The organism is Glutamicibacter sp. TV12E, assembly GCF_052441935.1.
GTDB lineage: Bacteria > Actinomycetota > Actinomycetes > Actinomycetales > Micrococcaceae > Glutamicibacter.
In genome coordinates this window covers 2,378,029-2,401,768 of sequence record NZ_JBQVVF010000001.1, presented here as the reverse complement: position 1 = coordinate 2,401,768, position 23,740 = coordinate 2,378,029, and the positions used below count along the sequence as shown (strand labels likewise).

The following is a 23,740-nucleotide window of genomic DNA, read 5'->3' as shown; positions in this document are numbered from 1 at the left end:
GTTATCACCAGACCCGCCATAACTCACAGTCGTGACTGGGGACACCTGCACGGCATTCTCCCCGGCATCGCGCGGTAGGCTTAGCCTTATCATGTCTGCAGATTCGTCCGTTCTCAGCGCCAGCGCCCATCAGCTGTCGGCTCCTAGTCTCACCAGCATCACCTTTGAATATGTCGATGCTCCGCAAACGCTGCTTGGCGACTCATTGCGTCACCGAAGCCTGGTTTGGACCCGCAATGGGCATGGCCTGGTCGGTTTTGGCACCGCTGCCCGATTGCATACCCATGGCGAAGAACGCTTCGCACGGGCCCGGGCATGGTTTGCGCAGATCATCGAGAACGCCCGGATCATCGACCCGCTGAATCGCCCGGGCACCGGCCTGGTCAGTTTCGGCTCCTTCGCGTTCTCCTTCACCAGCGTTTTCGAATCCCGCATGATCATTCCCCAGCTGGTCATTGGCCGCGATGAGCAGACCGCATGGATCACGCTCACCGGCACTGCCGAGGAACTCGATGGCGTCACCTACGAACAGGCCTTGGCTCGCGCATCGGCCCTGATGGCCGATGCCGCAATTCCCGAGGCAACCGCCGGCAGCATCAAGCTGACCAACGGGCAGTTGACCGCCGGCTCCTACGTCGAGGCCGTCAAAAAGGCTCTGCGGCATTTTGACGAGCGCGGCATTTCGAAGCTGGTGCTGGCCCGGGACGTGCTGGCCCACAGCAGCACGCCAATCGATCTGTCCAAGGTCGTCCATGCCTTGACCGAGCGCTACGGCAATTGCTGGACCTACAGCGTCGACGGCTTGGTCGGCGCAACTCCCGAGATGCTGGTGCGGGTCACCGATGGCTTGGCCGAGGCGCGCGTATTGGCCGGAACCCTGGACCGCGCAGCGGCCGGGGCCGATGACCCGGGCTTTGCCCAGCACCGCCTTTTCGAGGACCCGAAGCAGCGCAATGAGCATCAGCTGGCCATTGACTCGTTGACCCATTCGCTGAATCCCATTTCGCACGGCATGAGCGCACCGGAAGAGCCATTCATTTTGCAGTTGCCCAATGTGTGGCATTTGGCCAGTGATGTGCGGGCCCAATTGCGCGCGGATACTACCGGCGCGTTGCCGTCGGCCCTGGATGTTGCCGAAATCTTCCATCCAACCGCGGCGGTGTGCGGAACCCCGACGAAAAAGGCCGGGGTGCTCCTGCGTGAATTGGAAGGCATGGATCGCGGACCCTATGCCGGTCCCGTGGGCTGGGTTGACAGCCGTGGCGATGGGGAATTCGGCATCGCCTTGCGCGGCGGAATCCTGGAGGACGAGAAGCTCATGCGCCTGTACGCCGGCTGCGGCATCGTTCCCGGCTCGGTTCCGGAAGATGAGTTGGCCGAGTCGTGGGCGAAAATGCGCCCTATGCGCCAGGCTCTGGGAGCCGAATAGCTCAACTGCCAACGTGGCCAGAGCGGACGATTTTTCCGATTTTCCGAAGCATAAGTTCTCCTTACTCTCGATGGTAGTTGTGTGAAGTGCGTCTCATGCTGGTGTTGTCGCGGTTATGATTGGGGCATCGCAGTGATCCACTCGCAATGACCCGAAAGTAGGTTTTGATCCTATGCGTAGCCCCAACAAAAAATTTGCAGCCGCCATCGCGCTCAGCTCCGTAGCACTTCTAGCCATGACCGCCTGCGGCTCCGATAGCGGCTCCAGCTCGGAGTCCGAAGGCGCATCTTTCCCAATCAATGAGGGCAAGCTGACCATTTGCTCGGATATCCCCTACGAGCCATTTGAATTCGTCAAGGACGGCAAAAACGTCGGCTTCGACATGGATGTCGCGGCGGAAATCGCCAAGGACGCCAAGCTGGAACTCAATGTCATCGACGCCAGCTTCGACTCCATCGAATCCGGCCTGTTCAGCACCCAATGCGACATCGCCATATCCTCGATCTCCATCACAGACGCTCGCAAGGAGAAGATGGACTTCTCCACCCCTTACATGGATGACGATCTGGTCTTGATCGCCAAGAACGGCTCGGGCATCACCGATTTGGAAACCGCCAAGGACAAGAAGGTTGGCGTCCAGCAGGCTACCACTGGTGAAAAGTACGGCAAGGAGCAAGGGCTGAATAACATCGTCGGCTATGAGGATGCCGGATTGCAGACCCAGGCGCTGCTGGCAAACCAGGTTGATGCCGTATTGGGCAACCAGTCGGTTCTTGGCTACGCGGTAAAGGACAAGCCTGATTACAAGGCGGTCGCCAATTTCAAGACTGGAGAGCAGCTCGGTGTTGCCGTTCCGAAGGACAAGGCAGACACCCTGGAATTGGTCAATGGAACGCTCAAGCGCTTGACCGATGCAGGCACCATGGAAGAACTGACCGTGAAGTGGTTCGGCGAAAAGTAATTCTCCGCTGAACACGGATTGATCTACCGGGCGGGGGTTCGCGACGCAATGCATGCCGCTGGGCATAGTTGCAGCCCGAACCCCCGCTACCTTTACGAGAGGTACAAAACCAATGGCAATGACTACTAGTCAGCGCGCCCGCACAAGCAAAATCATTCAGATTGTGCTCTTCTTTGCCATCATCATCGTCCTGGTGGCAATCGTTGACTGGGAAAAAGCGTCCTACGCTTTCTTCTCCTTCGATAAGCTCGGCCCGATGTTCCCCGGCATGATTCTGGTCGGCCTGAAGAATACGATCTTCTACACCATCATTTCTTTTGCTTTCGGCCTGGTGCTGGGTCTGCTCCTGGCCCTGATGAAAATGGCGTCCTTCGCACCCTACCGGTGGTTTGCCACCGCATTCATCGAATTCTTCCGAGGCATCCCCGCAATCCTGGTGCTCTTGGCATTCGGCTTTGGCTTGCCTCAAGCTTTTGGAACAACGTGGCCGCAGCCGGTGAATGTGATGTTCGCCTTGGGACTGGTTTCCGCGGCCTACATCGCTGAAACCCTGCGCGCCGGTTTGCAGGCCGTTCCCAAGGGGCAAACGGAAGCTGCTCGTTCCCTGGGCATGCCAGCATGGCGCGCCATGGTCACCATTGTCATCCCGCAGGCTTTCAAGATCGTCCTGCCGCCGATGACCAATGAAATCATCTTGCTGACCAAGGACACATCCTTAGCCTTTATCCTCGGCGCGGCCGCCGCCCAGTACGAGATGACCAAATTCGGCCGCGATGGCATTTCCCAGCTGGATGCAGGCCTCACCCCGCTGGTCGTGGCTGGCCTGTTCTACCTGGTGATCACCATCCCGCTGAGCCTGGTAGCCCGCAAATTCGAATCCCGCGCGGCGAAGACCAAGCGATAGTTAGGACTTGAGAATGTCAACTGACACTAATCAACTTTCGGTTCATGCCGCAGGCGTGGAGATCACCGGACTGCGCAAATCCTACGGCGATAACGAGGTGCTCAAAGGCATCGATCTGAACGTCAAGGCCGGCGAGGTAGTATGCCTCATCGGCCCCTCGGGCTCAGGCAAGTCCACCCTGCTGCGCTGCGTGAACCTGCTGGAAAAGCCCAATGGCGGAACCATCACGGTCGGCGGCTTTGCGGTCACCGACCCGGAGGTGAACCTGGATAGGATGCGCCAGCAAGTGGGCATGGTCTTCCAGCAGTTCAACCTCTTCCCGCACCTGACGGTGCTGGAAAACTGCACGGTTTCCCCGATCAAGGTGCTCAAGCGCAAGAAGGCCGACGCTGAGAAAGTCGCGCTGGGACACTTGAAGCGAGTGGGACTAGGCGATTTCGGAGATCGCTACCCTGATCAGCTGTCTGGCGGCCAGCAGCAGCGTGTGGCCATCGCCCGTGCTCTGTCCATGGAACCAACCCTGATGCTCTTCGACGAGCCCACCAGCGCGTTGGATCCTGAGACCGTCGGCGAGGTACTGGCCATCATGAAGAATCTGGCCAAGGCCGGCATGACCATGCTCGTGGTAACCCACGAGATGGCATTCGCCAAGGAAGTGGCGGACAGAGTGTTCTTCATGGACGGCGGCGTCGTGGTGGAAGAAGGCAAGGCAGCGGACGTCATTGGCAATCCGCAGCAGCCAAGGACCCAGGACTTCCTGCGCCGCGTCCTGGATCCGACCCACGTCGATATCTAGGCAAAGTTAATACGATTCATCCCTTGCACCGGGTTCCGTCAGGTCCTCGCTGCAAGGGATGAGTTGTTTCTGCAGTCAATCAAGTGGGTCACAATCCAGGCCAAGACAGCTGCCCGATCTTGTGATTCAGCTCCTGGCTATCCGCCCGCAGGTGATCCCTCGACGCGGGTACCTCGATCAAGCGCAGCCTTGCTCCCCCGGTTTGCTCCAACAGGTTTTTCAGCTCAGCTTTTGTCGTGGCGCGTTCATACTGCCACCCATAGGCCTTGGCCAGGTACTGAATATCAAACTGCTGCGGTGTGGCAAATAAGCGCTCCACGGCGTTGGCATAACGCCCGGAGCCATCAACTGCTCCATGCTCCAATGTGGAGAAGATGGCGCCGCCGGCGTCGTTGTACACCACCACATCCAGTTGCGGCTGCGGCTCCCCCGGAGTCCACGACAGCGAGCTGGCGTCATGGGCGAAGGTAATGTCGCCCATAACTGCCACTGTCCGCCGCCCGCTTCCGACGGCCAGTCCCAGCGCGGTGGAGATTGTTCCGTCGATGCCGGCCAAACCGCGATTGGCGTACACGGTGGCCTCATCAGCGGCACCCGGGCGAGAAGCCAGGTCGAAATCGCGAACGATATTCGAGGAGCCCAGCAGGAGCACGTCGGGTTGGCCTTCCCAGATCGCTTCGGCAACTTCAAGTCCGTTGATAGCGCCGTCGCGCTTCAGATCGCCGCGGAGGCCCTGGGCCCGGGCATCAAGTTCTTGCCAAGCCGCCAGCCAGCCGCTTGGTGCGGTTCCAGCGAATTCCTGAAGCTCATTCCACTGGCTGATCGGGGTTTCGCGGCGGCGGCCAGCCTCATACCACGCCACAGGCGCAGGCTGCCAGATGGCGGATTGGATCTTCGGATCGGCCAGGAGCTTTGCAACAGGGCGGCTGAGGGTTGGCCGGCCGAAGAGCACCACTCGTTCAATGCGTTGCGCGCCGACAGCGATCAGCGGACGGTAGTGGCTGATGGCATGAGCCGAAAACCGGGCATTGGAGGACGGCTCGGCAAACAGCGGAAGGCCCAATTCCTGGGCGAACGCCTGCGCGGTGGCCCCCGCCCCGTGTCCAGCCACTACGATGGTTCGCCGGATGGGCAGGCCTGCGGCCGGCGCTGGCGCGGCCGCGGATAGCTCGTCGCCGGCAGCAGGCCAGGGGCCTGGCTGGATCCGGGTCCAGTACTGGTTCCCGATGCTCTCATTGTCTGCCGGAATGAGCGGATCCCGGAATTGCAGGTTCAGTTGGACCGGGCCAGCGGGAAGCTGCCCTGTGCCCTGCAACGCTTCCAGCGCTTGTTCAACGCAGGCGCCGGCCTGGTGACCGGCAGGCACGTTGAGAGCCACGCGCACGTGGTCGCCGAAAAGCTCCTTTTGCTTTGTGCTCTGGCTGGCGCCGGTGCCGTGCAATTCATCCGGGCGGTCTGCCGAAAGAACCAGCAGTGGCGTGGAAGTGTGGTTGGCTTCCATCACCGCCGGAAGCATCTGGCCGATGGCCGTGCCGCTGGTGGCTGCAAGGGCTACAGGCGTTGCGGTGCTTTGCGCCAGACCCAGGGCCATAAAGGCTGCCGAACGTTCATCGATTCGCACATGGACCCTGAGCAGCCCCGCAAATTCAGCTTCCGCCGCGGCATAGGCCAGTGGCGCACTGCGCGAGCCGGGAGAAATGACCAGGTGACGGATACCCGCTTGAATCAGAGTGCCGAGCACCGCACGAGCCGTGGTGATGGCCAGTTGCTGATCTGGTTGCTGCAATCCCACGCGGTGTGGCTCCTTCGATTCCTATGCTGCGGCAGTTCTCCCAGTCTATGCCTTGGCACCGGTTCACGTGGTACGACGATGCGCGAAGGCGCCAGGGTGATCGGTGTTCCGATCACCCTGGCGCCTCAGGGCCAAAGAAACTGCAGGCTACTTGTTCTTGCCCTTGCCATGCCCCTTGCCCGGGTGCGAGTCTTCCTTGAAGACCTGCACCACGCTTGGACGCGGACCGTAGAACTGGCCCGCCGAAGCAGCTGCCGAGTTGGCGAGGTAGTCCGGGAACAGCGACGTTGGGGCAGCGTAGGTTCCGCCTTCACCCGGGTGCTGGACCGCGACAAATACCGAGTTGTCCTTGTCATGGATCAGCGGGCCACAGGTCTCCGCGCCGGTTGGCACGGCGAGGAACTGCTCGACTCGGCCACGGTCCTTGCCGGTCAGGGTGACCTTGTGCAGGGCATCCGAATAGCCGATGGTGCTTGGAGCGCCGTCAGTTGAGATCCACAGGTTACCCTTCGAGTCGAAAGCCAAGTTATCCGGGCAGGAAATTGGCGAGACCTTGTCGGTGGGGTAACCGGAGAAGTAGGTGGAACCGTTGACCTTGGGATCACCGGCGACCAGCAGGATGTTCCAGGTGAACTTGGTGCTGGTTGCGTCGTTGCCGGCTTCGGTCAGTTCAATAACGTGGCCATCGCGGTTGGAGATGCGCGGGTTCGGCTCGGTGGCGCCTTCCTTGCCGGCCTTGCCGCGGTCCGAGTTGTTGGTCAGGGCCACGTAGAGCTTGCCGGAGATCGGGCTTGGCTCGACGTCTTCCGGGCGGTCCATCTTGGTTGCGCCCACCTTGTCAGCGGCCAGTCGGGTGTAGACCAGAACCTCTTCCACGCTCATGCCGTCGACCATGGAGGCACCGCCCTTGACCAGCGGCAGCCAGGTGCCGGCGCCGTCGAAGGCGCCGTCGGATGGAACTTGGCCGCTGCCGTCGATTTCGCTTGCTGGCGAGTTGCCGTTGAACTGAGCGACGTACAGGTCGCCCTCGGAGAGCAGCTTCATGTTCTGCTGGCGGTCATGCTTGGAGTAGGTGCCCTTGGAGACAAACTTGTACAGGTACTCGAAGCGCGAGTCGTCACCCGAGTAGGCCACGGCCTTGCCGTTCTTGGCGATGCGCACATTGGCGCCCTCGTGCTTGAAGCGTCCCAGGCTGGTGTGCTTGACCGGGGTGGACTTGGGATCCTGCGGATCGATCTCGATGACCCAGCCGAAGCGGTTTGCCTCGTTTTCGTAGCCTTCGTTGCCCAAGCCAAAGCGTGGATCGGTGTCTTCCCAGCCGCGCTCGGTGGCGCCGGTGCCGATGCCGTAGCGCGCTTCCTCGGCGGTTCCCTTGCCGCTGAAGTACTGGTCAACGTTTTCTTCGCCGGAGAGAATGGTGCCCCATGGGGTGGTGCCGCCGGAGCAATTGTTCAAGGTGCCCAGGACCTTGGTTCCAGTCGGATCGGCAACGGTCTTGAGCAGGTGGCTTCCGGCTGCTGGACCGTCCACGGTGAATTCAGTCTGCGCGGTAATGCGGCGGTTGCGCTCGCCGCCCTGGACGTAGCTCCACTTCTTGTCCTTCTTTTTGCGCTTGACCTCGACCACGCTGAAGCCGTGCGCGTTCATGGCGATACGGCGGGCTTCATCCTTGTTCGCTTCGAACCAGGCAGCGTCGAACATCATGTCTTCGTTGGTGTATTCATGGTTGGCTACCAGCACGCCGGTGCGGCCCGAGTACTTGTCAACGATGATGTCGAGGTAATCGCAATTGTAGCCGAATTGTTCGGCCTGCTTGCGTGCGCTCTGCTTGGTGGCGTCGAATTGCGCGGTGTTCTTGAATAGCGGATCGCCCCAGCGGATGATGGCATTCCAGTCATATCCTTCAGGAACGCTGACGTTGTCTACCGATCGGGACACCGGCTCAATGGCGTCGAAGGACAGGTGGCCGCCGGCGTTGTTGCCGTTCTTCAGCGGCACCAATGGCGCCGCGCTGGCTTCTTGCGCGCCAAAGAGCTGTGGCCCGACAACCAAGGCCGACGCACCGATTGCGCCAAGGCCCAGCATGCTGCGGCGGGAGAGCGACTTGTCGGCGATGTCTTTGAAGTAGCTGTTGGTCGAGGTGTTGCAATCGGGCTTAACGCAGGCATCTCCACATTTGAAGTGGCAGGTTGCTGCGGACCGTCCGCCGCGGGTATGGCCTAGCATTGGCAAAAGGGTACGGGTTGGATTCATGATCCATCACTTCCTCAGTTGGGGCTCGCTGTCAGGGGAACGACGCGATATGAGGTTTTCACCCTGAAGTGTGCAAAATGCAACGCCCAAGTTAACTGCGGGGAAATAGATGGTTGTCGGAAACTAGTCTTTGACTAGTTGTTCGTAACACTGCTCGACTCTTCGTAACCACCAGTCAACCCGCTGCTGCTCGGGGCGCAGCTGCTTCAGTTTTCGGGGATCGGCGTCAATGCGCCGCACCGGAAGATAACCAGCGGTAGCCAGCAGCGGTTCGGCGCAGACATCATCGGCAAAAAGGGTTCCGGTGGAGAGCCCGCAGGCATAAGGCAGCTCGGGCAGTGCGCTAGCCAGCGCAGCGGCCTGGGATAGGCCCACGGAGGTGTCCAAGGCGCTGGACACTACGACGTCGAGCTCCGCCTGTCGGGCAATGTCCAGGACAGCTTGGATTCCGCCCAGTGGCTGGGCTTTGATCACCATGAGGTCTGCGGCACCCAGCCGGGAGACTTCCAGCGGGTCGGTGTGCTTGCGCACCGCCTCGTCGGCAGCAATTTTCAGGTCGATGCCTGCCGTGCGCAATTGCTCTCGCACCTCGGCCAAGCCGGTGATGCCGGGCACTGGCTGTTCAGCGTATTGCAGATCGAATTCGCTCAGGGCCTTGAGCGCATGGACCGCTTGGCCGATATCCCAGCCCATATTGGCATCAACCCGCAGCGCCGCCTGCGGATAGAGGCGACGGGCTTCTGCGACCCTGGCCAAGTCCTGCTCGAGGCCCTGGCCCTGTTCTGCGACCTTGATCTTGATGGTGTGCGGTGCATCGTACTTTTCCAGCACGGCCCCTACCTCGCTCGCCGATACCGCGGGCAAGGTTGCGTTGACCGGAATGGTGGTGCGCAGCGGTTCGGGGAAAGGCTGGTACGCCGCTTCAATGCCAGCGGACAGCCAGCGCGACGCCTCGGCTGGGGCGTATTCGACAAAGGCCGAGAATTCGCCCCACCCTTCGGGGCCTTCGATGAGCAGTGCTTCTCGCTGGGTGATTCCCCTGAATTTAACGCGCATCGGGAGGCGGACCACGTAGCTATGTGCCAGCAAGTCAGCCAGCGGTGGAAGTTCAAAGCTCATGTTCTAAGCCTAGCGAGCGTGGCCATGGTTACAGTGTCATCGGCTGACGTTTGACGCAGAAATTGTGCAAGGCTAGAGATATGCCTCGACATTCAGCAGCCGCGCGCCCACACCACCTTCGGTGGTGGCTGGCCTTGCTGCTGCTGGTCTCCTTCTTCTGCATCGAGTATTTTTTCTTTGTCCACCTTCGCGCCGGACAGTGGGCCGATCAGGCTGGGTTCATGGCTTGGTCCCAATGGTGGCCGCGGACCGAATTATTGGATCCGGTCCGTGAATTCCTTGATCTGCTTCCGGTAATTTGCGGCGCGATTGCCGCGATTTTCCTGCTCTACCGGGTGATCAGGGATCGCCGGTTCCTTCGTGCCACGGTGGCGATTCTGGCCTGCGCCGCGGCATTGGCCACTACACAGTTGCTCAAGCATGAGGTCCTGGTCAGGCCGGATTTCAATTTTGGCACGACGGGCAATTCATTTCCCTCGGGGCACACCACTGCGGCGGCAGCGGCGATGGGATTGATGTATGTCATTTCTCCGCCCAGGCTGCGACCTGTGGTCCAGCCAATCGCATGGCTCTTTGCCACGATCACCGGTGTGGCCACTTTGGTGTGCGGTTGGCATCGGCCCAGCGACATCGCTGCCGGCTTCCTGGTGTCGGCCTTCTGGATGGTGCTGGCCAGCGCGGTCTTGCAACGCATCCAGCCGCTGAGCCACGAGGTGCGCAAGACCAGCTGGTCCAGAAGCGTCGGAGCAGCCAGCATCATCGTCTGGGCCATCATCATTGGCTTGTCGTTTTTCCTGCCGCACCCGCATATCCAGAAGATCCCCGATAATCTGCAACTGGTTTACGCGTGCCTTGGAATCTTCCACGTCATTGCCGCCTCGCTGATCTCGTCGCTGGCCTTGCGCTCCGTCGTGATCGGGCCGATGCGAACCTTCCAGAAGTAAACGCCTCTTAGTCCGTCGGCAAAGGAACTAGCAGGATCCGTTCCTCTGCATGAGCGCGTTCAGCTGCTCTGCGCCACGCTGGGAATTTGGAACGGTCACGGCAAATCTCGATGAATTCTTCAGCTCGAAGGCCAAACCCTCATGACGCCGCAGCACCACGGCCGATCCGCCAGGAAAGAAGCGCCAGCCCCATCCGCCCCAAGCCATGGGGTCGATTTCGGTGCTGGTCACCGATTGGATTTCCCCGGGCTTGATGGTGCGCAAAGGAAAGCCAAAGATAGCCGAAGCCACCCGAATGCGCTGTTCAGTTATAGTCACCCGGATCAAGCACAGTCCAAGGAGCAGCGGGGTAATGACCAGGCAAGTTGCCAGGCCGATCATGGCTGTGGTCCAATCCATCGCCCCTGGACGCATAGAGATTTGGAGGAGCAGGAATACTCCTGTTCCTGCAACGACAATCCCTAGCACCCACAGCCACCAAGGGGCCTTCATGGTTTCACAGAATTCGGTGTCGTCCGCACCCTGGGTGCCTCGCGGCGCGGGCGCCGCAAGTCCTTGGGCCCGGTTGATTCGCGCCTGTCGCTCTTCTTGCACGTGCTTCGAATAGGACTGGTACACGCCGCAAATCCATAACGGGGCAAGGGCCAACAGCGTACAGGCCACCATGGGGAGCATCCAGATGCCGATTACGGCAGTCTGAGGTGTTTCTGCAAGCGCGGTTGGAACCACCGATCCGATGAAGACCCCTGCGGTGGTCCACGAAAGAAGGGAACCAATAAAGAGCAGGGCCAGCAACAAGGCCGGTTTGCTGCGCTGAGCCAATGAGCTCAACCCGATGATGGCTCCTGCGATACTCAGACCAATGGACACTGACACCAGTACTCCAGTGCGGGTAAATTCGTCTGGGTAGGTGGATGACCAGTGCGTAGCGGTGATGCCTGGCAATCGATTGGCCAATGGGAGGTAGACGCCCAAGACGATGATCACCGGAAGGATCAAAAGAACATACAACCACGGGCGGTTCTTCACTGTATGGATAACCATCCTCGTCCCATCCCTTATCCCAGTTGATCGACGCCCACACCGGCGGAGCCACTGGCCTCGCGGATCTGTTTCCACCATGCAAGCGGATGCATTACCTACCCCATCAACTCTAACTTGACATGCGAATAAATGATCAATCAATACTGAAATATCAGCAAAAAGGATGATGTCCGCCAAACCTCAAGGGTTCGACGGACATCATTAGCACCGCTCGGCAAGCAGCTCCACGCCGTAGTGGCTACAACGTCGCCAGGGCCAGCTTCGGGTCGGTCATCGCATCGGCAACGTAGCGCAGGAACCCTGCAGCAGTGCCGCCGTCACAGACTCGATGATCAAAGCTCAGCGTCAATTCGCAGATGGAACGGACCTTGAGCCGGCCGTTGACAACCCATGGTTTTTCGATGATGCGCCCCAAGCCAAGAATGGCAGCCTCAGGATAATTGATGATCGCGGCCGAACCGTCGACGTTGAAGACTCCATAGTTATTGATCGTGAAGGTACTGCCCGAAAGGTCAGCCACACCCGCTTTGCCATCTCGGGCCACCGAAGCCAGGCGCGCGAACTCGGCCGAAAGCTCCTGGGCATTGAGCTTATGGGCTCCACGCACATTCGGCACCACCAGGCCGCGCTCGGTCTGCGCAGCAAAACCAAGATTGACCCCCTCGAAGAGGGTATGTCGCAGGGAGCCGTCAGATTCCACCTCGATGCGGCTATTGAGTTCAGGGAAGCGTTGCAGCCCAGCCACGGCAAAGCGCGAAATCAACGCCATGACGCTCGGTGCTTGGCCCTCGGCTTCCTTGATCTTGGAGCGAAGCTTCAACAACTTCGTGACATCCACATCGACCCACACGGTGGCCTCCGGGATCTCTCGACGAGAAGTGCTCATGGCGTGCGCAATGGTCTTTCGAACACCAGCCAGCAGCTCGGAGGAAGCCACAGGCAAGCCCGTGCGCGAATCCTTGTCCCCAACGTCAGCCGCCTGCCCGGGTTTCGCTGCCATCGCCGCCGAGGCTTGCGGCGAGCCAAGGGCCAACGAAGCGCTGGCAGACGGTTCTTGAACTGGACGAGCCAGTGCAGCTTCAACATCGGAGCGCAGGATCAGCCCCTGCGGGCCGCTGCCCTTCACCGAGGAGATATCGAGTGAATTCTCGCGCGCCAGCTTGCGCACCAGCGGATTGATCACGCGAACCGCTTCTCGCGCTTCCTGGACTGCGATCGAATCTCCAGCGCCCATGCCTCGCGGCTTGCGCCGGCGGCTGGTCTTGCGCTGGGCCGAACCGGTGCCGTAGCCAATCAGGACATTGCCGCTGCCCTCGTCCTCTTCAGAATCCTGTGCGGCATGGCCCGCCGGCGCCTGGGTTCCAGCCAGCTCTTCTTCCCGGTAGGACTGCGCGCGCTCGCCGTTGGACTCTGGCGCAGCAGGTGCCTCTTCCCCACCGGTATTCACGGAAATGAATGGCTCGTCCACCAGCATCATCTGGCCCGCTTCACCATGCAAGGTCGAGACGACGCCTTCGAAGGGACACGGGATCTCAACGAGGGACTTAGCCGTTTCCACTTCCGCAATCGGCTGATCCACCGCGACGATATCGCCGGCGGCAACCATCCAGCGCACGAGTTCCGCCTCGGTCAGTCCTTCGCCAAGGTCCGGCAATAAGAAGGTCTTGACAGTCATTTATGCCTCCCACTGAAGTTGATCGACGGCATCGAGGATGCGTTCGGCGCTGGGCAGATGGAACTTTTCCAGCGTTGGCGCTGGATATGGAATATCAAAGCCAGTCACCCGCAATACCGGCGCTGCAAGTGAATGGAAACAACGCTCCTGCACACGAGCAACGATTTCGCTGGCTACCGAAGCAAATCCCTGGGCTTCGGCCACCACGATGGCCCGACCGGTTTTGCGCACCGAAGCGCACACCGTCTCGTCATCAAAGGGAACGATGCTGCGCACGTCGATCACTTCCAGGTTGATGCCTTCTTCGGCTGCCATCTTGGCTGCCTCCAAGGCGGTTGAGACGCTTGGCCCGTAGGTGATCAACGTGGCATCACTGCCGGCGCGAGCGATTCGTGCGCGGCCTTCAGTCGGTGCGCTCTTTTTTGCCTCGTACTCTTGGGCCAGCTGCTCAAGGTCCACCTGCTCCTTGGACCAGTACAGCTTCTTTGGCTCGAAGAAGACCACCGGATCATCCGAGTCAATGGCCTCACGCAGCATCAGGTAGGCGTCTTCCACGCAAGAGGGCGTGAATACTTTCAGGCCAGGCGTGTGGGCGTAGTAGCCTTCCGAGGAATCACAGTGGTGCTCGACGCCGCCTACGCCGCCGGCGTAGGGAATTCGAATCACCATCGGCAGCGACAGCTTGCCCTGGGTGCGGTTGCGCATCTTGGCCACATGCGAAGCGACCTGCTCGAAGGCTGGATAGGCAAAAGCATCAAACTGCATTTCGATGACTGGGCGCATGCCGTTGATGGCCATGCCAACCGCCATGCCGACGATGCCTGATTCAGCCAGCGGGGTGTCGAAACAGCGTTCGGCTCCGAAGCGGGCGGTCAGGCCATCGGTGATGCGGAAGACGCCACCGAGGGTTCCCACGTCCTCGCCAAAAATAACGACGGAGTCATCAGCGACAAGCCCGTCGGCGAGCGCGGTATTCAGGGCCTTGCCGAAGGTCACCGGCTGGTTTTCGCTGGCGGCTTTGGCAGCAGCACGTGCGGTAGCGGCACTCACATTGGGGTTGACGCGCGATGTTGTGGCGGTCATCCTAGGCCTCCTCGCGGTCTAGTTCATCAGCAAGCAGGGCCTGCTGCTCGGCGAGCTGGGTGCTCTTGGTGGAATAAACATGTTCAAAGAGTTCGCGCGGATCCGTATTGGCGTCCTGGTTCATGCCATCGCGCAGGGTCTTGGCCACGGCTTCGGCATCCTCGGCGATCTTGGCAACCACCTGATCGGTCAGCAGCCCGGCGTCGTCGAGATACGCCTTCATTCGCGTGACCGGGTCCTTTGCGATCCAGGCCTGCACCTCCGAGTCCTCGCGGTAGCGCTTGTCATCATCGGCGTTGGTGTGCGCCTGCATGCGGTAGGTATGGGCTTCAATCAGCAGCGGCCCATTGCCTTCGCGGGCCATGCGCACCGCACGGGTCATGATGGCCATCAGGGCCATCAGGTCATTTCCATCCACGCGCTCGCCGGCCATGCCATAGCCCACTGCCTTGTGAGCCAGCGACGGGGCGGCACTCTGGTGCGAAAGTGGAACGGAGATGGCGTACTTGTTGTTCTGCACGAAGAAGATCACCGGCAGATTGAATACTGCAGCGAAGTTGAGCGCTTCGTGGAAGTCGCCTTCGCTGGTGGCTCCGTCGCCGCACATGGCGACCACCACGGTATTTTCACCGCGCAGCTTGGCCGCGTGGGCAACGCCAACGGCATGCAGCAGCTGGGTGGTCAGCGGCGTGGACATCGGAGCGCACTTGTAGGCCTTGGGGTCATAGCCGCAGTGCCATTCGCCGCGGAAGCTGGTCATGACTTCCATCGGGGCTACGCCCTTGGTGAGCACGGCTACGGTGTCGCGATAGGTCGGGAAGAGCCAGTCGTTTTCTTCCAGGCAGAGCGCCGCGGCGATCTGGCAGGCTTCTTGGCCATGGCTTGATGGGTACACGGCCATGCGTCCCTGGCGAACCAGCGCGGAGTTCTGGTCATTCACACGGCGCCCGGTAACCAGCGCAGCGTAGGCTTCCATGAGCCGTGCAGGACTTGGCAGTGGGTACTCGTGCCCCGGTTCGGTGCCTTGCTCGTTCTCCGGGCGAAGCGATCCATCCGGGTTCAAGAGGTTGATCATGTGCCGTGCTGGCAGCATGTAATCTTCAGGGCTAATGCCGAACTTCTTGCTGACTTCAGACATGCGATCCGAGGTAGCTTCTGCGCTCATGTTCTCCCGCCTTCCGTACTTTGGGCTCAGTCCATGGGCGCACGCCCTTGTGACTCAGTTCACCTAAACATCATTTGCAATCAATTATGCGTAGAGATTGCATTCTGTATCCACTCAAGCCAAGAATCGTGGAAAGTTGTGATTCAGATACGTATACTTGTAGACGAAATGTTTCAATAAAATGTGTTTGGCGTTGAGATGTCAGACACATTGAAAAGGAGAGTCATGGCCGCGGAAGCGGAGCTGAAACTTGATGAGGTTGACCGTGCCATTCTGGCGGAACTGACCAAGGACGGACGCCAGTCGGTAACGACGGTTGCCCAGAAGGTCCATGTGTCGCGCGCCCATGCCTATTCACGCATCGCCAAGCTGCAAGAAGCTGGCGTGATCACGCGTTATACAGCAGTAATTGACCCGGTCAAGGCAGGGCTCAAGGCCAGCGCCTATGTCACTCTGAAACTTCGCCAGCATTCATGGAGGGAATTGCGAGATCATCTTGCCTCCATTCCCGAAGTTCAGCACATTGGCCTAGTCGGAGGAAACTTTGATGTGATTCTTCTGGTGCGCGCCAAGGACAATCTGGATTTGCGCCGGGTGGTTTTCGAGGAACTGCAGGCGTTGCCCACGGTGCTCGATACCCAAACCCATCTGATCTTCGAGGACACTGACACCCGCTAAGGCCTGGGACCCGACCATCGGGCCAAAGCTCATAAAGGACTAGAAGCTGCTCCTTGGAGCCACCGGTTCGAAGAGAACCAGCGGCCAGGGAGCAGCTTCTTGTTTCAGGCAGGAATAAGCCCGCCAGGCATTACTTCTTGCCGAAAAATACCGGCGGCCGTTTCTCCTGGAAGGATTTGAATCCTTCAGCATAATCAGGCGTCTCGCACAAAGCGGCCTGGGCACGATTTTCATTGTTCATTGAAGCCCAGAGCCCTGCTCTCTGGTCCCGGATTTCTTGCACTAATTGCTTGGACGCGACAAATGCCTGGGTGGCGCCTTGGGCAACTCTTGCAATCAAGACCTCGCTGCGGCTCGCCAATTCTTCGGCAGGAAACGCTCGGGAGAACAATCCCGAGCGCACGGCCTCGGCCCCCGAAATCAATTCGGCCGTGTAGATCATATCCAAGGTGCGGTGGGCCCCTAGGCGTTCAGTGAACAGCCAATGCCCACCGGAATCCAGCGTCGCGCCAAGATTGGCAAAGGGGGAACCGATCTTGGCGTTCTCCGCAACATAGACCACGTCGGTAGCGATCGCCAGGCCCAGCCCAACTCCCAGGCACGCTCCCTGGACCAGGGCGAAGGTTGGTGCCGGGAAATTGGACATCTTTTCCAGCAAAGGCTGCACCTTGCCTTCGAGGTAGCCGATGACATCATCATCGGCCGGATCCACCCTGGAGATATCACGTCCCGCACAGAATCCCCTCCCCTGGCCGGTCAGCACCAACGCGCGGACGGTGCCATCGGCGACGCCAGCAGCCGCCGTGTCATAAGCCCGCGACAGCTCGGCCAAGGCCTGCTCATCCAAGGAGTTCATCTTCTGCGGCGCATTGAGCACAACGCGCGCTACCGAATCGGCAATCGTCAGTTCGATCATGGTTGCTCCCTGTTTTCCTATGCGTCGAAATCGACGGTCAGCTTGTCGCTGGTCGGGTGCGACTGGCAGGTCAGCACGTAGCCTGCTTCAACTTCTTCTGGTTCCAGTGCATAGTTTTCCGCCATCGTCACCGAACCGCAGGTCACCTTGGCTCGACAAGTGCCGCAGACTCCGCCGGCACAGGCGAATGGCACATCCGGGCGGACCCGCAATGCGGCGTTCAGGACTGTTTCGTTGGCACGGGCCGGGGATTTGACCTCGCCCTTGAGGCCGTCGAGGTTAAAGCTGATCTCATAGCTTTCCTCGTTTTCGTCCACGATCACCGGACGCCCGATGTGGCCTTGCGGCTTATTCGGTTCGCCCGTGCTGAACAGCTCGAAGCGGACCCTGTCGGCGGGGACCTCAAGGGCGGCGAGCTGGTCCCGGACCAGCTGGACCAGCTCGAAGGGGCCGCAGAGGAACCATTCATCGACCGTTGGGGCCTGGACAACATTGGTCAGCAGTGCTGTCAGCTTCTGCGCGTCGATTCGCCCCGAGAGCAGTGGTGAAATCCGCTGTTCCCGGCTCAGCACATGGTGCAGGGCCAATCGTGCTGGATAGCGGTCCTTGAGGTCCGCCAGCTCTTCGAGGAACATGACGTCCATGGCGGCTTTGTTGGCATAGATCAAGTCAAAGCGGCTATGGTCGTTGGCTTCAAGAATCGTGCGGGCAATGGCCAGGACCGGGGTGATCCCCGAGCCGGCTGCAACCGCGACAAAACGATCTTGGCTGGTCGTATTGATCTTCGACGGATCGTTGATTTCGGTAAGCTTGTGCTTGGAAATGAAGGCGCCGGCCGGGCTCATCACGTCGATTTGATCGCCGGCGGCCAGTTCATCATTGGCCCAGGTGGAGAATAATCCGCCAAGGTCCCGCTTAATGGCAACCTTGATCTCATCGCCGGTCGGGGCCGCGCAGATCGAATAGGAACGGCGCAACTCGACGAGCTCGCCCTCTGTATTGGGGAGCTCCTTGCGCAGGGCCACGTACTGGCCTGCTACATAATCGTATTCTTCGCTGAGCGCCTCGGGAATGGCAAAGGTGACCTCGATGGAATCCTTGGTCAGCCGACGCACGTTGGAGACGGTGAGTCGATGGAACGAAGCCCTGCGGCGGGTGGAAGTTTGTGGTTCGGTCATGAGAGCACCTTGAAGTAGTCGAAGGGTTCCAAGCAGTCTTTGCAGGTGTAGAGCGCTTTGCAGGAAGTGGAGGCGAAACGCGCCAGTTCACGGGTATTCAGCGAGTGGCAGCGGGGGCATTTCACGCTCATTCCCAGCGTGATGCGACCGGCATGGCCTCGTCCGGTAGGCGGAGCGATGCCGTACTCCTCGAGCTTTTTCTTGCCTTCATCGGTCATCCAGTCGGTGGACCAGGCTGGGGCCAGCACCAGCTTGATATCGACCTTCCCATAGCCGGCTTGCTTGAACGCCTGGTACAGATCTTCGCTGATGACGTCCATCGCTGGGCACCCGGAGTACGTTGGCGTGATGACAATCTGCACCGCGCCATCGTTGTCAAGATTCACCTCGCGCAGAATCCCGAGGTCGGCAATGGACAGCACGGGAATTTCCGGGTCATTGACCTTCGCTGCGATGGCGAACAGCTCTTCGGCGTCAGCGATCAGTTTGCTCAAGACTGCTCCCCCTAACGGGCTTAATGTGTGGTTACCAGCTGGCGCCGGGATGCTTGCGGGCCAGTACTTGCATTTCAGCTAGCAGATAGCCAAGGTGCTCGGAGTGCTCGCCCCGGCGGCCGTAGGCCATGGCTTGTCCGGTGGCCGGAATCTCCAAACCTGCTTCGGCTAGTACCGCGGAGATCTCTTCCTGCCAAGCTTCGCGCAAGGTTGAAGGAAGTACGGCGATTGATTCCAGATTCTGATGGACCGCTTCGTCGCGGAACATCTCATCAACATAAGGCCAGAGGATTTCCAGGGCATGGCGCATCTTCTCGGCTGATTCCTTGGTTCCCTGCCCCAGGCGAATGGTCCACTGGATGGCGTGGTCACGATGGTAATCCACTTCCTTGACCGCCTTGGCGGCGATGGCTGCCAATGTTTCGTCTTGGGAGGTGGCCAGCTTCTGGTAGAGCAGGTGCTGGAAAATCGAGACAATCAGCTGCCGGACAATAGTGACACCGAAATGCCCGTTGGGCTGTTCGACGATCCACAGCGAGGTGAATTCCTCCTCCTCGCGCCAGTAGGCCAAATCATCTTCGGTCTTGTCCCACGCCAATCCCGCATAGGTCAAGAAGGACCGGGCATGTCCGAGGACGTCCAAGGCAATATTACCCAGGGCAACGTCCTCTTCCAGCTCGGGGGCGCGCGAAATCCAGTTTGCCAGGCGCTGGGCCAGGATCAGCGCGTCATCACCGAGCGTGAGCGCATATTGCGCGACGTCCTCGCCCGGTGCGATGCCGTCCACGGCGATGTCTTCTGGGCGAAGCGCGTTGCCGGGGGTGACTCGGGTGGCCGAGGCCAGCGCGTCGCCGAAACTGTCCAGCGCAGCATCCAATTCGTCGTGCTTCACAGGTGCTTCACCCCTTCGCTGGCCTTGTAGTACGTGGCATGTCGGTAGTCTTTGCCCTGAGGCGATTCAAAGAACGAATCCTTCTCGTCGGGATCAGAGCTGATGACGTCGGTGGACTTCACAACCCAGAGGGATACGCCCTCGTTGCGGCGGGTGTAAAGGTCGCGGGCATTGCGCACCGCCATTTGGGCATCGGGTGCATGCAAGGACCCGGCGTGCACGTGCGAGAGGCCTCGGGAAGAACGGACAAAAACTTCCCACAGGGGCCAATTGTTCTGCTGGCTCATATTAGGCGACCTCGCTCTGTGCTTGTTTTGCGGCATATGCCGATGCGGCTTCTCGGACCCACGCGCCCTCTCGGTGCGCTTCGCGGCGGCGTTCCAGGCGCTGGGAGTTGACCGGGCCGTTGCCCTTGATCACTGCCATGAATTCATCCCAGTTCAAATCCTTGTGGATCCACTGCTTCTTTTCTTCGTCAAAGCGCAGTTCCGGGTCTGGCAGGGTCATGCCCAATACCTTGACCTGTTCGGCGATCATCCCGACAAAGCGCTGGCGCAGTTCATCGTTTGAGAATCTCTTGATCTTCCATGCCATGGACTGCTGGGAGTTTGGCGACTGGTCATCAGGCGGGCCGAACATCATCAGTGACGGCTCGTAAAAACGGTTGATGGCATCTTGTGCCATCTTCTTCTGTGCTGCAGTTCCCCTCGAGAGCGCAAGCAAGATTTCAAAGCCTTGGCGCTGGTGGAAGGATTCTTCCTTGCAAATGCGCACCATGGCACGGCCGTATGGTCCGTAGGATGCCCGGCACAGCGGGACCTGGTTAGCGATAGCAGCTCCGTCGACCAGCCAGCCGATGGCGCCCATATCTGCCCATGAACGGGCGGGGTAATTAAAAATCGAGGAGTACTTTGCGCGACCAGTCAGCAGTTGGTCGTTGAGCTCATCGCGGCTGGTTCCCAGGGTTTCCGCCGCGGAGTACAGGTAGAGGCCATGACCCGCCTCGTCCTGCACCTTGGCCATCAAAATGGACTTGCGCTTCAACGATGGAGCGCGGCTGATCCAGTTGGCTTCAGGCTGCATGCCGATGATTTCCGAGTGAGCGTGCTGGGAGACCTGACGAGTCAGGGTCTTGCGGTAGGGCTCAGGCATCCAGTCGCGTGGCTCGACACGCGAATCCTGATTAATCAAGGCATCAAAGCGAGCTTGCGACTGCTCTTCTTCGTAGCTCGGAACGGCACTTAGTCCCGGTTCCTGCGGTGTGGTCGAAGCCATGGGTTCACCTCATCGATTACAAATTACATACTGACCGTTCGTTCAGTATGTCAGAGTGCGCTCCGTCACGTCAACACGAGTTCCACGGATACAACAAAACCCCAAGGACCATTCCTTGGGGTTTGCCGCAGATGATGCCGGCTAGGCGTTGATCAACCCGCGCCGCGCGGCCTTTCGGCCAACAAACAAGCGGTCCAGGGCCCAGCCTCCCGGTCCCATCAGCGCAAGGGCCGCGGCACCGGCACCAAGGGCGAGAACCAGCTCAAAGCCGCCATTGGCCACGAACACGCCGCTTTGGGCATGAACCATGGCGATGGCTCCGACCATGTCCAGGGCCAAAAGCACACCGACGATTCGCGTGGCAAGGCCCAGGATTAGCGCCACGCCGCCAACAAGCTCCAGGGTAGCTACGACCGGGGCCACAAGGCTGGCCGCGGGAACCCCCATCTGGGTGAAGCTGGCAGTGGTGCCCTCAATGGTGAATTGCGAAAACTTCTGCCAGCCATGGGCTGCGAAGAGAAAACCGATCGCCAGGCGCAGCACGAGCTGCGCCGAGGCAAGCAAGCGGGGATTGTTTTCCAGTGTGGTCATTATCTAGCTCCTAGGTAAGGACGTCCGTTCAGGGGTTTTCCTGCTTGATTTCCTACTCCACACTATGTGGCACAAGTTGAAGCTTCAAGCACCTTGACGTTAAAAGTCAGTAAGCTTGATCACGCAAAAAAGCCGTGCCGCCCGATGCCAGCAAAAGCTGGAACGGGCAGCACGGCTCAGGAACTAGCCTTGGCTCGAAGGCCTAGAGGACCTTCGACAGGAAGTCGCGGGTGCGCTCTTGCTGCGGGTTGCCGAAGAGCTGTTCAGGTTCGCCCTGCTCGCAGACGACGCCGTCAGCCATGAAGATCACCCGGTCCCCCACTTCGCGGGCAAAGCCCATTTCGTGGGTCACCAAGACCATGGTCATGCCGGATTCTGCCAGCTCCTTGATCACCTGCAGCACCTCGCCAACCATTTCGGGGTCAAGCGCGCTGGTGGCCTCGTCAAAGAGCATGATTCCAGGAGCCATGGCCAAGGCACGGGCAATGGCAACGCGCTGCTTCTGGCCGCCGGACAGGGACGACGGACGAGCATCCGCCTTGTCCTTGAGCCCGACTCGCTCCAGCAGCTCCAGCGCGCGTTCACGGCCTTGCACCTTGTTCATCTTCTTCAGCTCAACTGGCGCGAGCATGATGTTCTCGGCAACCGACATATGCGGGAAGAGATTAAAGTGCTGGAACACCATGCCCACATGGCGGCGGACTTCATTGATGTCCACCTTGGGATCGGTGACGTCAAAGCCGTCAACGACGACCTTGCCCGAGGTAATGTCCTCCAGCTTGTTCAGGCAACGCAACAGCGTGGACTTGCCCGAACCCGATGGACCGATCACGCATACTACTTCGCCCTCGCGGATGTCGATGTCAATGCCCTTCAGGACATTATTGGAGCCAAAGGATTTATGCAGATCCTTGACCTCGATCTTCACCTGGGAGCTCTTTACAGTTTCCGCGCTCACTTGTTGAACCTCCGATCGGCGTAGTTAGCCAACTTGGTCAGGGCCATGATGGCAATGAAGTAAATGACACCTACGATGAGCAGGGTTTCGGTCACGCGGAAGTTCGCTGCGTAGATCTGCTGGCCCTGGTAGAGCAATTCGCCAAAGCCGATGGCCAACAGCAACGAGGAGTCCTTCAGGCTGATAATGAGCTGGTTGATCAATGATGGGGTCATCATCTTGAAAGCCTGGGGAACCACGACCTTCTGCATGGACTTGCCATAGCCCAGGCCCAGGGAGCGAGACGCTTCAAGCTGTCCCGGATCCACCGACTGGATGCCACCGCGAACGATTTCCGCAACGTATGCGCCGGCGTTGAGCGACAGTGTCAAGATACCGGCGGTCCACACCGAAATTTCCCAACCGGTCAGCTGCGGCAGGCCGAAGTAGAACATGAACGCCCAGAGCAGCAGCGGGGTGCCACGGAAAATATTCACGAACGTCGTGGCAATGCCGCGCAAGACAATGTTGTGCGAGATCTTCAGGAAGCCGAAGACCAGGCCAAGCACCATGGCAATTGCGAAGGAAATCGCCGTCACCAGCAGGGTGTGCCACAGACCGGTCATCAGCGCCGGGAGGGACTTGGCTACCAGGTCGAAGAAGTTGCTTGGTACCGCGGCGCTGGGATCAGCAAGATACTCATCGAGAATCTTCTGGTACTCGCCATTTGCCTTCAATTCGGCCAGGCCGTCATTAAACGCAGCCAGCAGGGCAGTATTTTCGCCCTTGTTCACGGCGAAGCCGTAGGAGCCGCCGGGCACCTTGTCAGTGACGGTCTTCAGGCCATTGCCCTGGGCAATGCCGTAGGCCAGCACGGGATAGTCATCAAACACTGCAACAGCCGAACCGGACTTCACCGACTCGTACATCGTTGCAGACTGGTCCAGCGACTTGACCTTGAATCCATATTCCTTGGAAATAGACTTGGCGTAGGACTCGCCTTCGGAGCCGGTCTTGGCTACAACAGTCTTCCCGTCCAGGTCTTCATAGCCCTTGGTGTCCTCATCGTTCTTGGACACGGCCATCTGAACGCCGGACTCGAAGTAAGGCTCGGAGAAATCGTAGATTTCCTTGCGCTCGTCGGTGATCGACATGCCAGCGATCACGCCATCCACCTGGTTGGCCGACAAGGCAGCCAGGGCGGCACTGAAGCCGAGGGAACGGACTTCAACCTTGAATCCCTGGTCCTCGGCAATCGCTTGCAGGATATCCATGTCGATACCGGTCAGTTCCCCATCCTTGCGGAATTCGAAGGGGGCGAAGGTGGTATCTGTACCAATTACGTAGGTCTGGCCTTCGACGCTCTCGCTGCCTTGAGCCATAGCCGACGGTGCGCCGACGACCAAGGCCATCAGGCCGATGGCCGCGGCCGCAACCCAACGCCTCAGGCGCCCGGTGCGGGCAACTCTTTGAATCTTTTCCACTGATGATCGCTTTCTCGTGCTGAAGGGCGAGTGGCCCAAGCTGCAGATAGGTTCCTATTCCAGCAAGCCTAAGCGCAATAAAGTCTAGCCGGAACCCTTGGCCCGTTGGCACCACGGGTTTTTCGCATTG

At 59.6% G+C, this 23,740-nt stretch carries 22 protein-coding genes; 6 read left to right on the top strand and 16 right to left on the bottom strand.

The window, feature by feature from the left end; genetic code table 11:
- Positions 1 to 91 precede the first annotated feature (91 nt).
- The 4 genes from ACT7DV_RS11225 (at position 92) to ACT7DV_RS11210 (ending at position 4,090) form a co-directional block, all read left to right on the top strand.
- A complete protein-coding gene (locus ACT7DV_RS11225; RefSeq protein ID WP_444662621.1) occupies positions 92 to 1,429 on the top strand; it encodes an isochorismate synthase in 1,338 nt (445 codons plus the stop codon).
- A gap of 172 nt (positions 1,430 to 1,601) precedes the next feature.
- Positions 1,602 to 2,390, top strand: a complete 789-nt coding sequence (locus tag ACT7DV_RS11220; RefSeq protein WP_444662619.1) for an ABC transporter substrate-binding protein — start codon at positions 1,602 to 1,604, stop codon at positions 2,388 to 2,390.
- Positions 2,391 to 2,502: 112 nt separating this feature from the next.
- On the top strand, positions 2,503 to 3,294 hold the full coding sequence (locus ACT7DV_RS11215; protein ID WP_444662617.1) for an amino acid ABC transporter permease: 792 nt from the start codon (positions 2,503 to 2,505) through the stop codon (positions 3,292 to 3,294).
- Positions 3,295 to 3,307: 13 nt separating this feature from the next.
- Positions 3,308 to 4,090, top strand: a complete 783-nt coding sequence (locus ACT7DV_RS11210) for an amino acid ABC transporter ATP-binding protein (protein ID WP_444662616.1) — start codon at positions 3,308 to 3,310, stop codon at positions 4,088 to 4,090.
- Positions 4,091 to 4,178: 88 nt separating this feature from the next.
- Here ACT7DV_RS11210 and menD read toward each other — a convergent pair whose 3' ends face one another.
- The 3 genes from menD to ACT7DV_RS11195 all read right to left on the bottom strand — a co-directional run bounded on the left by menD (position 4,179) and on the right by ACT7DV_RS11195 (position 9,254).
- Positions 4,179 to 5,882, bottom strand: a complete 1,704-nt coding sequence (menD, locus tag ACT7DV_RS11205) for a 2-succinyl-5-enolpyruvyl-6-hydroxy-3-cyclohexene-1-carboxylic-acid synthase (protein WP_444662614.1) — start codon at positions 5,880 to 5,882, stop codon at positions 4,179 to 4,181.
- A 147-nt stretch (positions 5,883 to 6,029) separates the two neighbouring features.
- Entirely contained in the window at positions 6,030 to 8,135 is a 2,106-nt protein-coding gene (locus ACT7DV_RS11200; RefSeq protein ID WP_444662612.1) for a PhoX family protein, read from the bottom strand.
- A 123-nt stretch (positions 8,136 to 8,258) separates the two neighbouring features.
- Entirely contained in the window at positions 8,259 to 9,254 is a 996-nt protein-coding gene (locus ACT7DV_RS11195) for an o-succinylbenzoate synthase (protein WP_444662610.1), read from the bottom strand.
- A gap of 80 nt (positions 9,255 to 9,334) precedes the next feature.
- Between ACT7DV_RS11195 and ACT7DV_RS11190 the strand changes: the two genes are divergently transcribed.
- Positions 9,335 to 10,198: a phosphatase PAP2 family protein gene (locus tag ACT7DV_RS11190; RefSeq protein WP_444662608.1), complete on the top strand. Its 864-nt coding sequence runs from the start codon at positions 9,335 to 9,337 to the stop codon at positions 10,196 to 10,198.
- Positions 10,199 to 10,225: 27 nt separating this feature from the next.
- Here ACT7DV_RS11190 and ACT7DV_RS11185 read toward each other — a convergent pair whose 3' ends face one another.
- From ACT7DV_RS11185 to pdhA, 4 genes are all read right to left on the bottom strand, one after another.
- Positions 10,226 to 11,242: a DUF3093 family protein gene (locus tag ACT7DV_RS11185; RefSeq protein WP_444662607.1), complete on the bottom strand. Its 1,017-nt coding sequence runs from the start codon at positions 11,240 to 11,242 to the stop codon at positions 10,226 to 10,228.
- A gap of 238 nt (positions 11,243 to 11,480) precedes the next feature.
- On the bottom strand, positions 11,481 to 12,917 hold the full coding sequence (locus ACT7DV_RS11180) for a dihydrolipoamide acetyltransferase family protein (RefSeq protein ID WP_444662605.1): 1,437 nt from the start codon (positions 12,915 to 12,917) through the stop codon (positions 11,481 to 11,483).
- Entirely contained in the window at positions 12,918 to 14,000 is a 1,083-nt protein-coding gene (locus ACT7DV_RS11175; protein WP_444662604.1) for an alpha-ketoacid dehydrogenase subunit beta, read from the bottom strand.
- Between the two features lies 1 nt (position 14,001).
- Entirely contained in the window at positions 14,002 to 15,165 is a 1,164-nt protein-coding gene (pdhA, locus tag ACT7DV_RS11170; protein ID WP_444662602.1) for a pyruvate dehydrogenase (acetyl-transferring) E1 component subunit alpha, read from the bottom strand.
- Between the two features lie 225 nt (positions 15,166 to 15,390).
- Between pdhA and ACT7DV_RS11165 the strand changes: the two genes are divergently transcribed.
- Positions 15,391 to 15,843: an Lrp/AsnC family transcriptional regulator gene (locus ACT7DV_RS11165; RefSeq protein ID WP_146275808.1), complete on the top strand. Its 453-nt coding sequence runs from the start codon at positions 15,391 to 15,393 to the stop codon at positions 15,841 to 15,843.
- Positions 15,844 to 15,973: 130 nt separating this feature from the next.
- Here ACT7DV_RS11165 and ACT7DV_RS11160 read toward each other — a convergent pair whose 3' ends face one another.
- From ACT7DV_RS11160 to ACT7DV_RS11120, 9 genes are all read right to left on the bottom strand, one after another.
- Positions 15,974 to 16,759, bottom strand: coding sequence for an enoyl-CoA hydratase/isomerase family protein (locus tag ACT7DV_RS11160; RefSeq protein WP_444662600.1), 786 nt, complete (start codon positions 16,757 to 16,759; stop codon positions 15,974 to 15,976).
- A 17-nt stretch (positions 16,760 to 16,776) separates the two neighbouring features.
- Positions 16,777 to 17,937, bottom strand: coding sequence for a 1,2-phenylacetyl-CoA epoxidase subunit PaaE (paaE, locus tag ACT7DV_RS11155; RefSeq protein ID WP_444662598.1), 1,161 nt, complete (start codon positions 17,935 to 17,937; stop codon positions 16,777 to 16,779).
- Positions 17,934 to 18,431: a 1,2-phenylacetyl-CoA epoxidase subunit PaaD gene (gene paaD / locus ACT7DV_RS11150; RefSeq protein ID WP_444662596.1), complete on the bottom strand. Its 498-nt coding sequence runs from the start codon at positions 18,429 to 18,431 to the stop codon at positions 17,934 to 17,936. The genes paaE and paaD overlap by 4 nt, the downstream gene beginning before the upstream one ends.
- A gap of 31 nt (positions 18,432 to 18,462) precedes the next feature.
- The gene (gene paaC / locus ACT7DV_RS11145) at positions 18,463 to 19,323 is read right to left on the bottom strand and encodes a 1,2-phenylacetyl-CoA epoxidase subunit PaaC (RefSeq protein ID WP_444662594.1); all 861 of its coding nucleotides are present in this window, start codon (positions 19,321 to 19,323) and stop codon (positions 18,463 to 18,465) included.
- Positions 19,320 to 19,610, bottom strand: a complete 291-nt coding sequence (gene paaB / locus ACT7DV_RS11140) for a 1,2-phenylacetyl-CoA epoxidase subunit PaaB (RefSeq protein ID WP_444662592.1) — start codon at positions 19,608 to 19,610, stop codon at positions 19,320 to 19,322. Before paaB ends, paaC begins: the two co-directional genes overlap by 4 nt.
- A 1-nt stretch (position 19,611) precedes the next feature.
- Positions 19,612 to 20,598 carry a 1,2-phenylacetyl-CoA epoxidase subunit PaaA gene (paaA, locus tag ACT7DV_RS11135; RefSeq protein ID WP_444662590.1) on the bottom strand — a complete coding sequence of 329 codons (987 nt, stop codon included), beginning with the start codon at positions 20,596 to 20,598 and terminating at the stop codon, positions 19,612 to 19,614.
- 141 nt (positions 20,599 to 20,739) lie between these two features.
- A complete protein-coding gene (locus tag ACT7DV_RS11130; RefSeq protein WP_444662588.1) occupies positions 20,740 to 21,189 on the bottom strand; it encodes a DoxX family protein in 450 nt (149 codons plus the stop codon).
- 202 nt (positions 21,190 to 21,391) lie between these two features.
- Positions 21,392 to 22,147, bottom strand: coding sequence for an amino acid ABC transporter ATP-binding protein (locus tag ACT7DV_RS11125; protein ID WP_444662586.1), 756 nt, complete (start codon positions 22,145 to 22,147; stop codon positions 21,392 to 21,394).
- Complete coding sequence (locus ACT7DV_RS11120; protein ID WP_444662584.1) at positions 22,144 to 23,610, bottom strand: amino acid ABC transporter substrate-binding protein/permease; 1,467 nt, start codon at positions 23,608 to 23,610, stop codon at positions 22,144 to 22,146. Before ACT7DV_RS11120 ends, ACT7DV_RS11125 begins: the two co-directional genes overlap by 4 nt.
- Between the last annotated feature and the right edge of the window lie 130 nt (positions 23,611 to 23,740).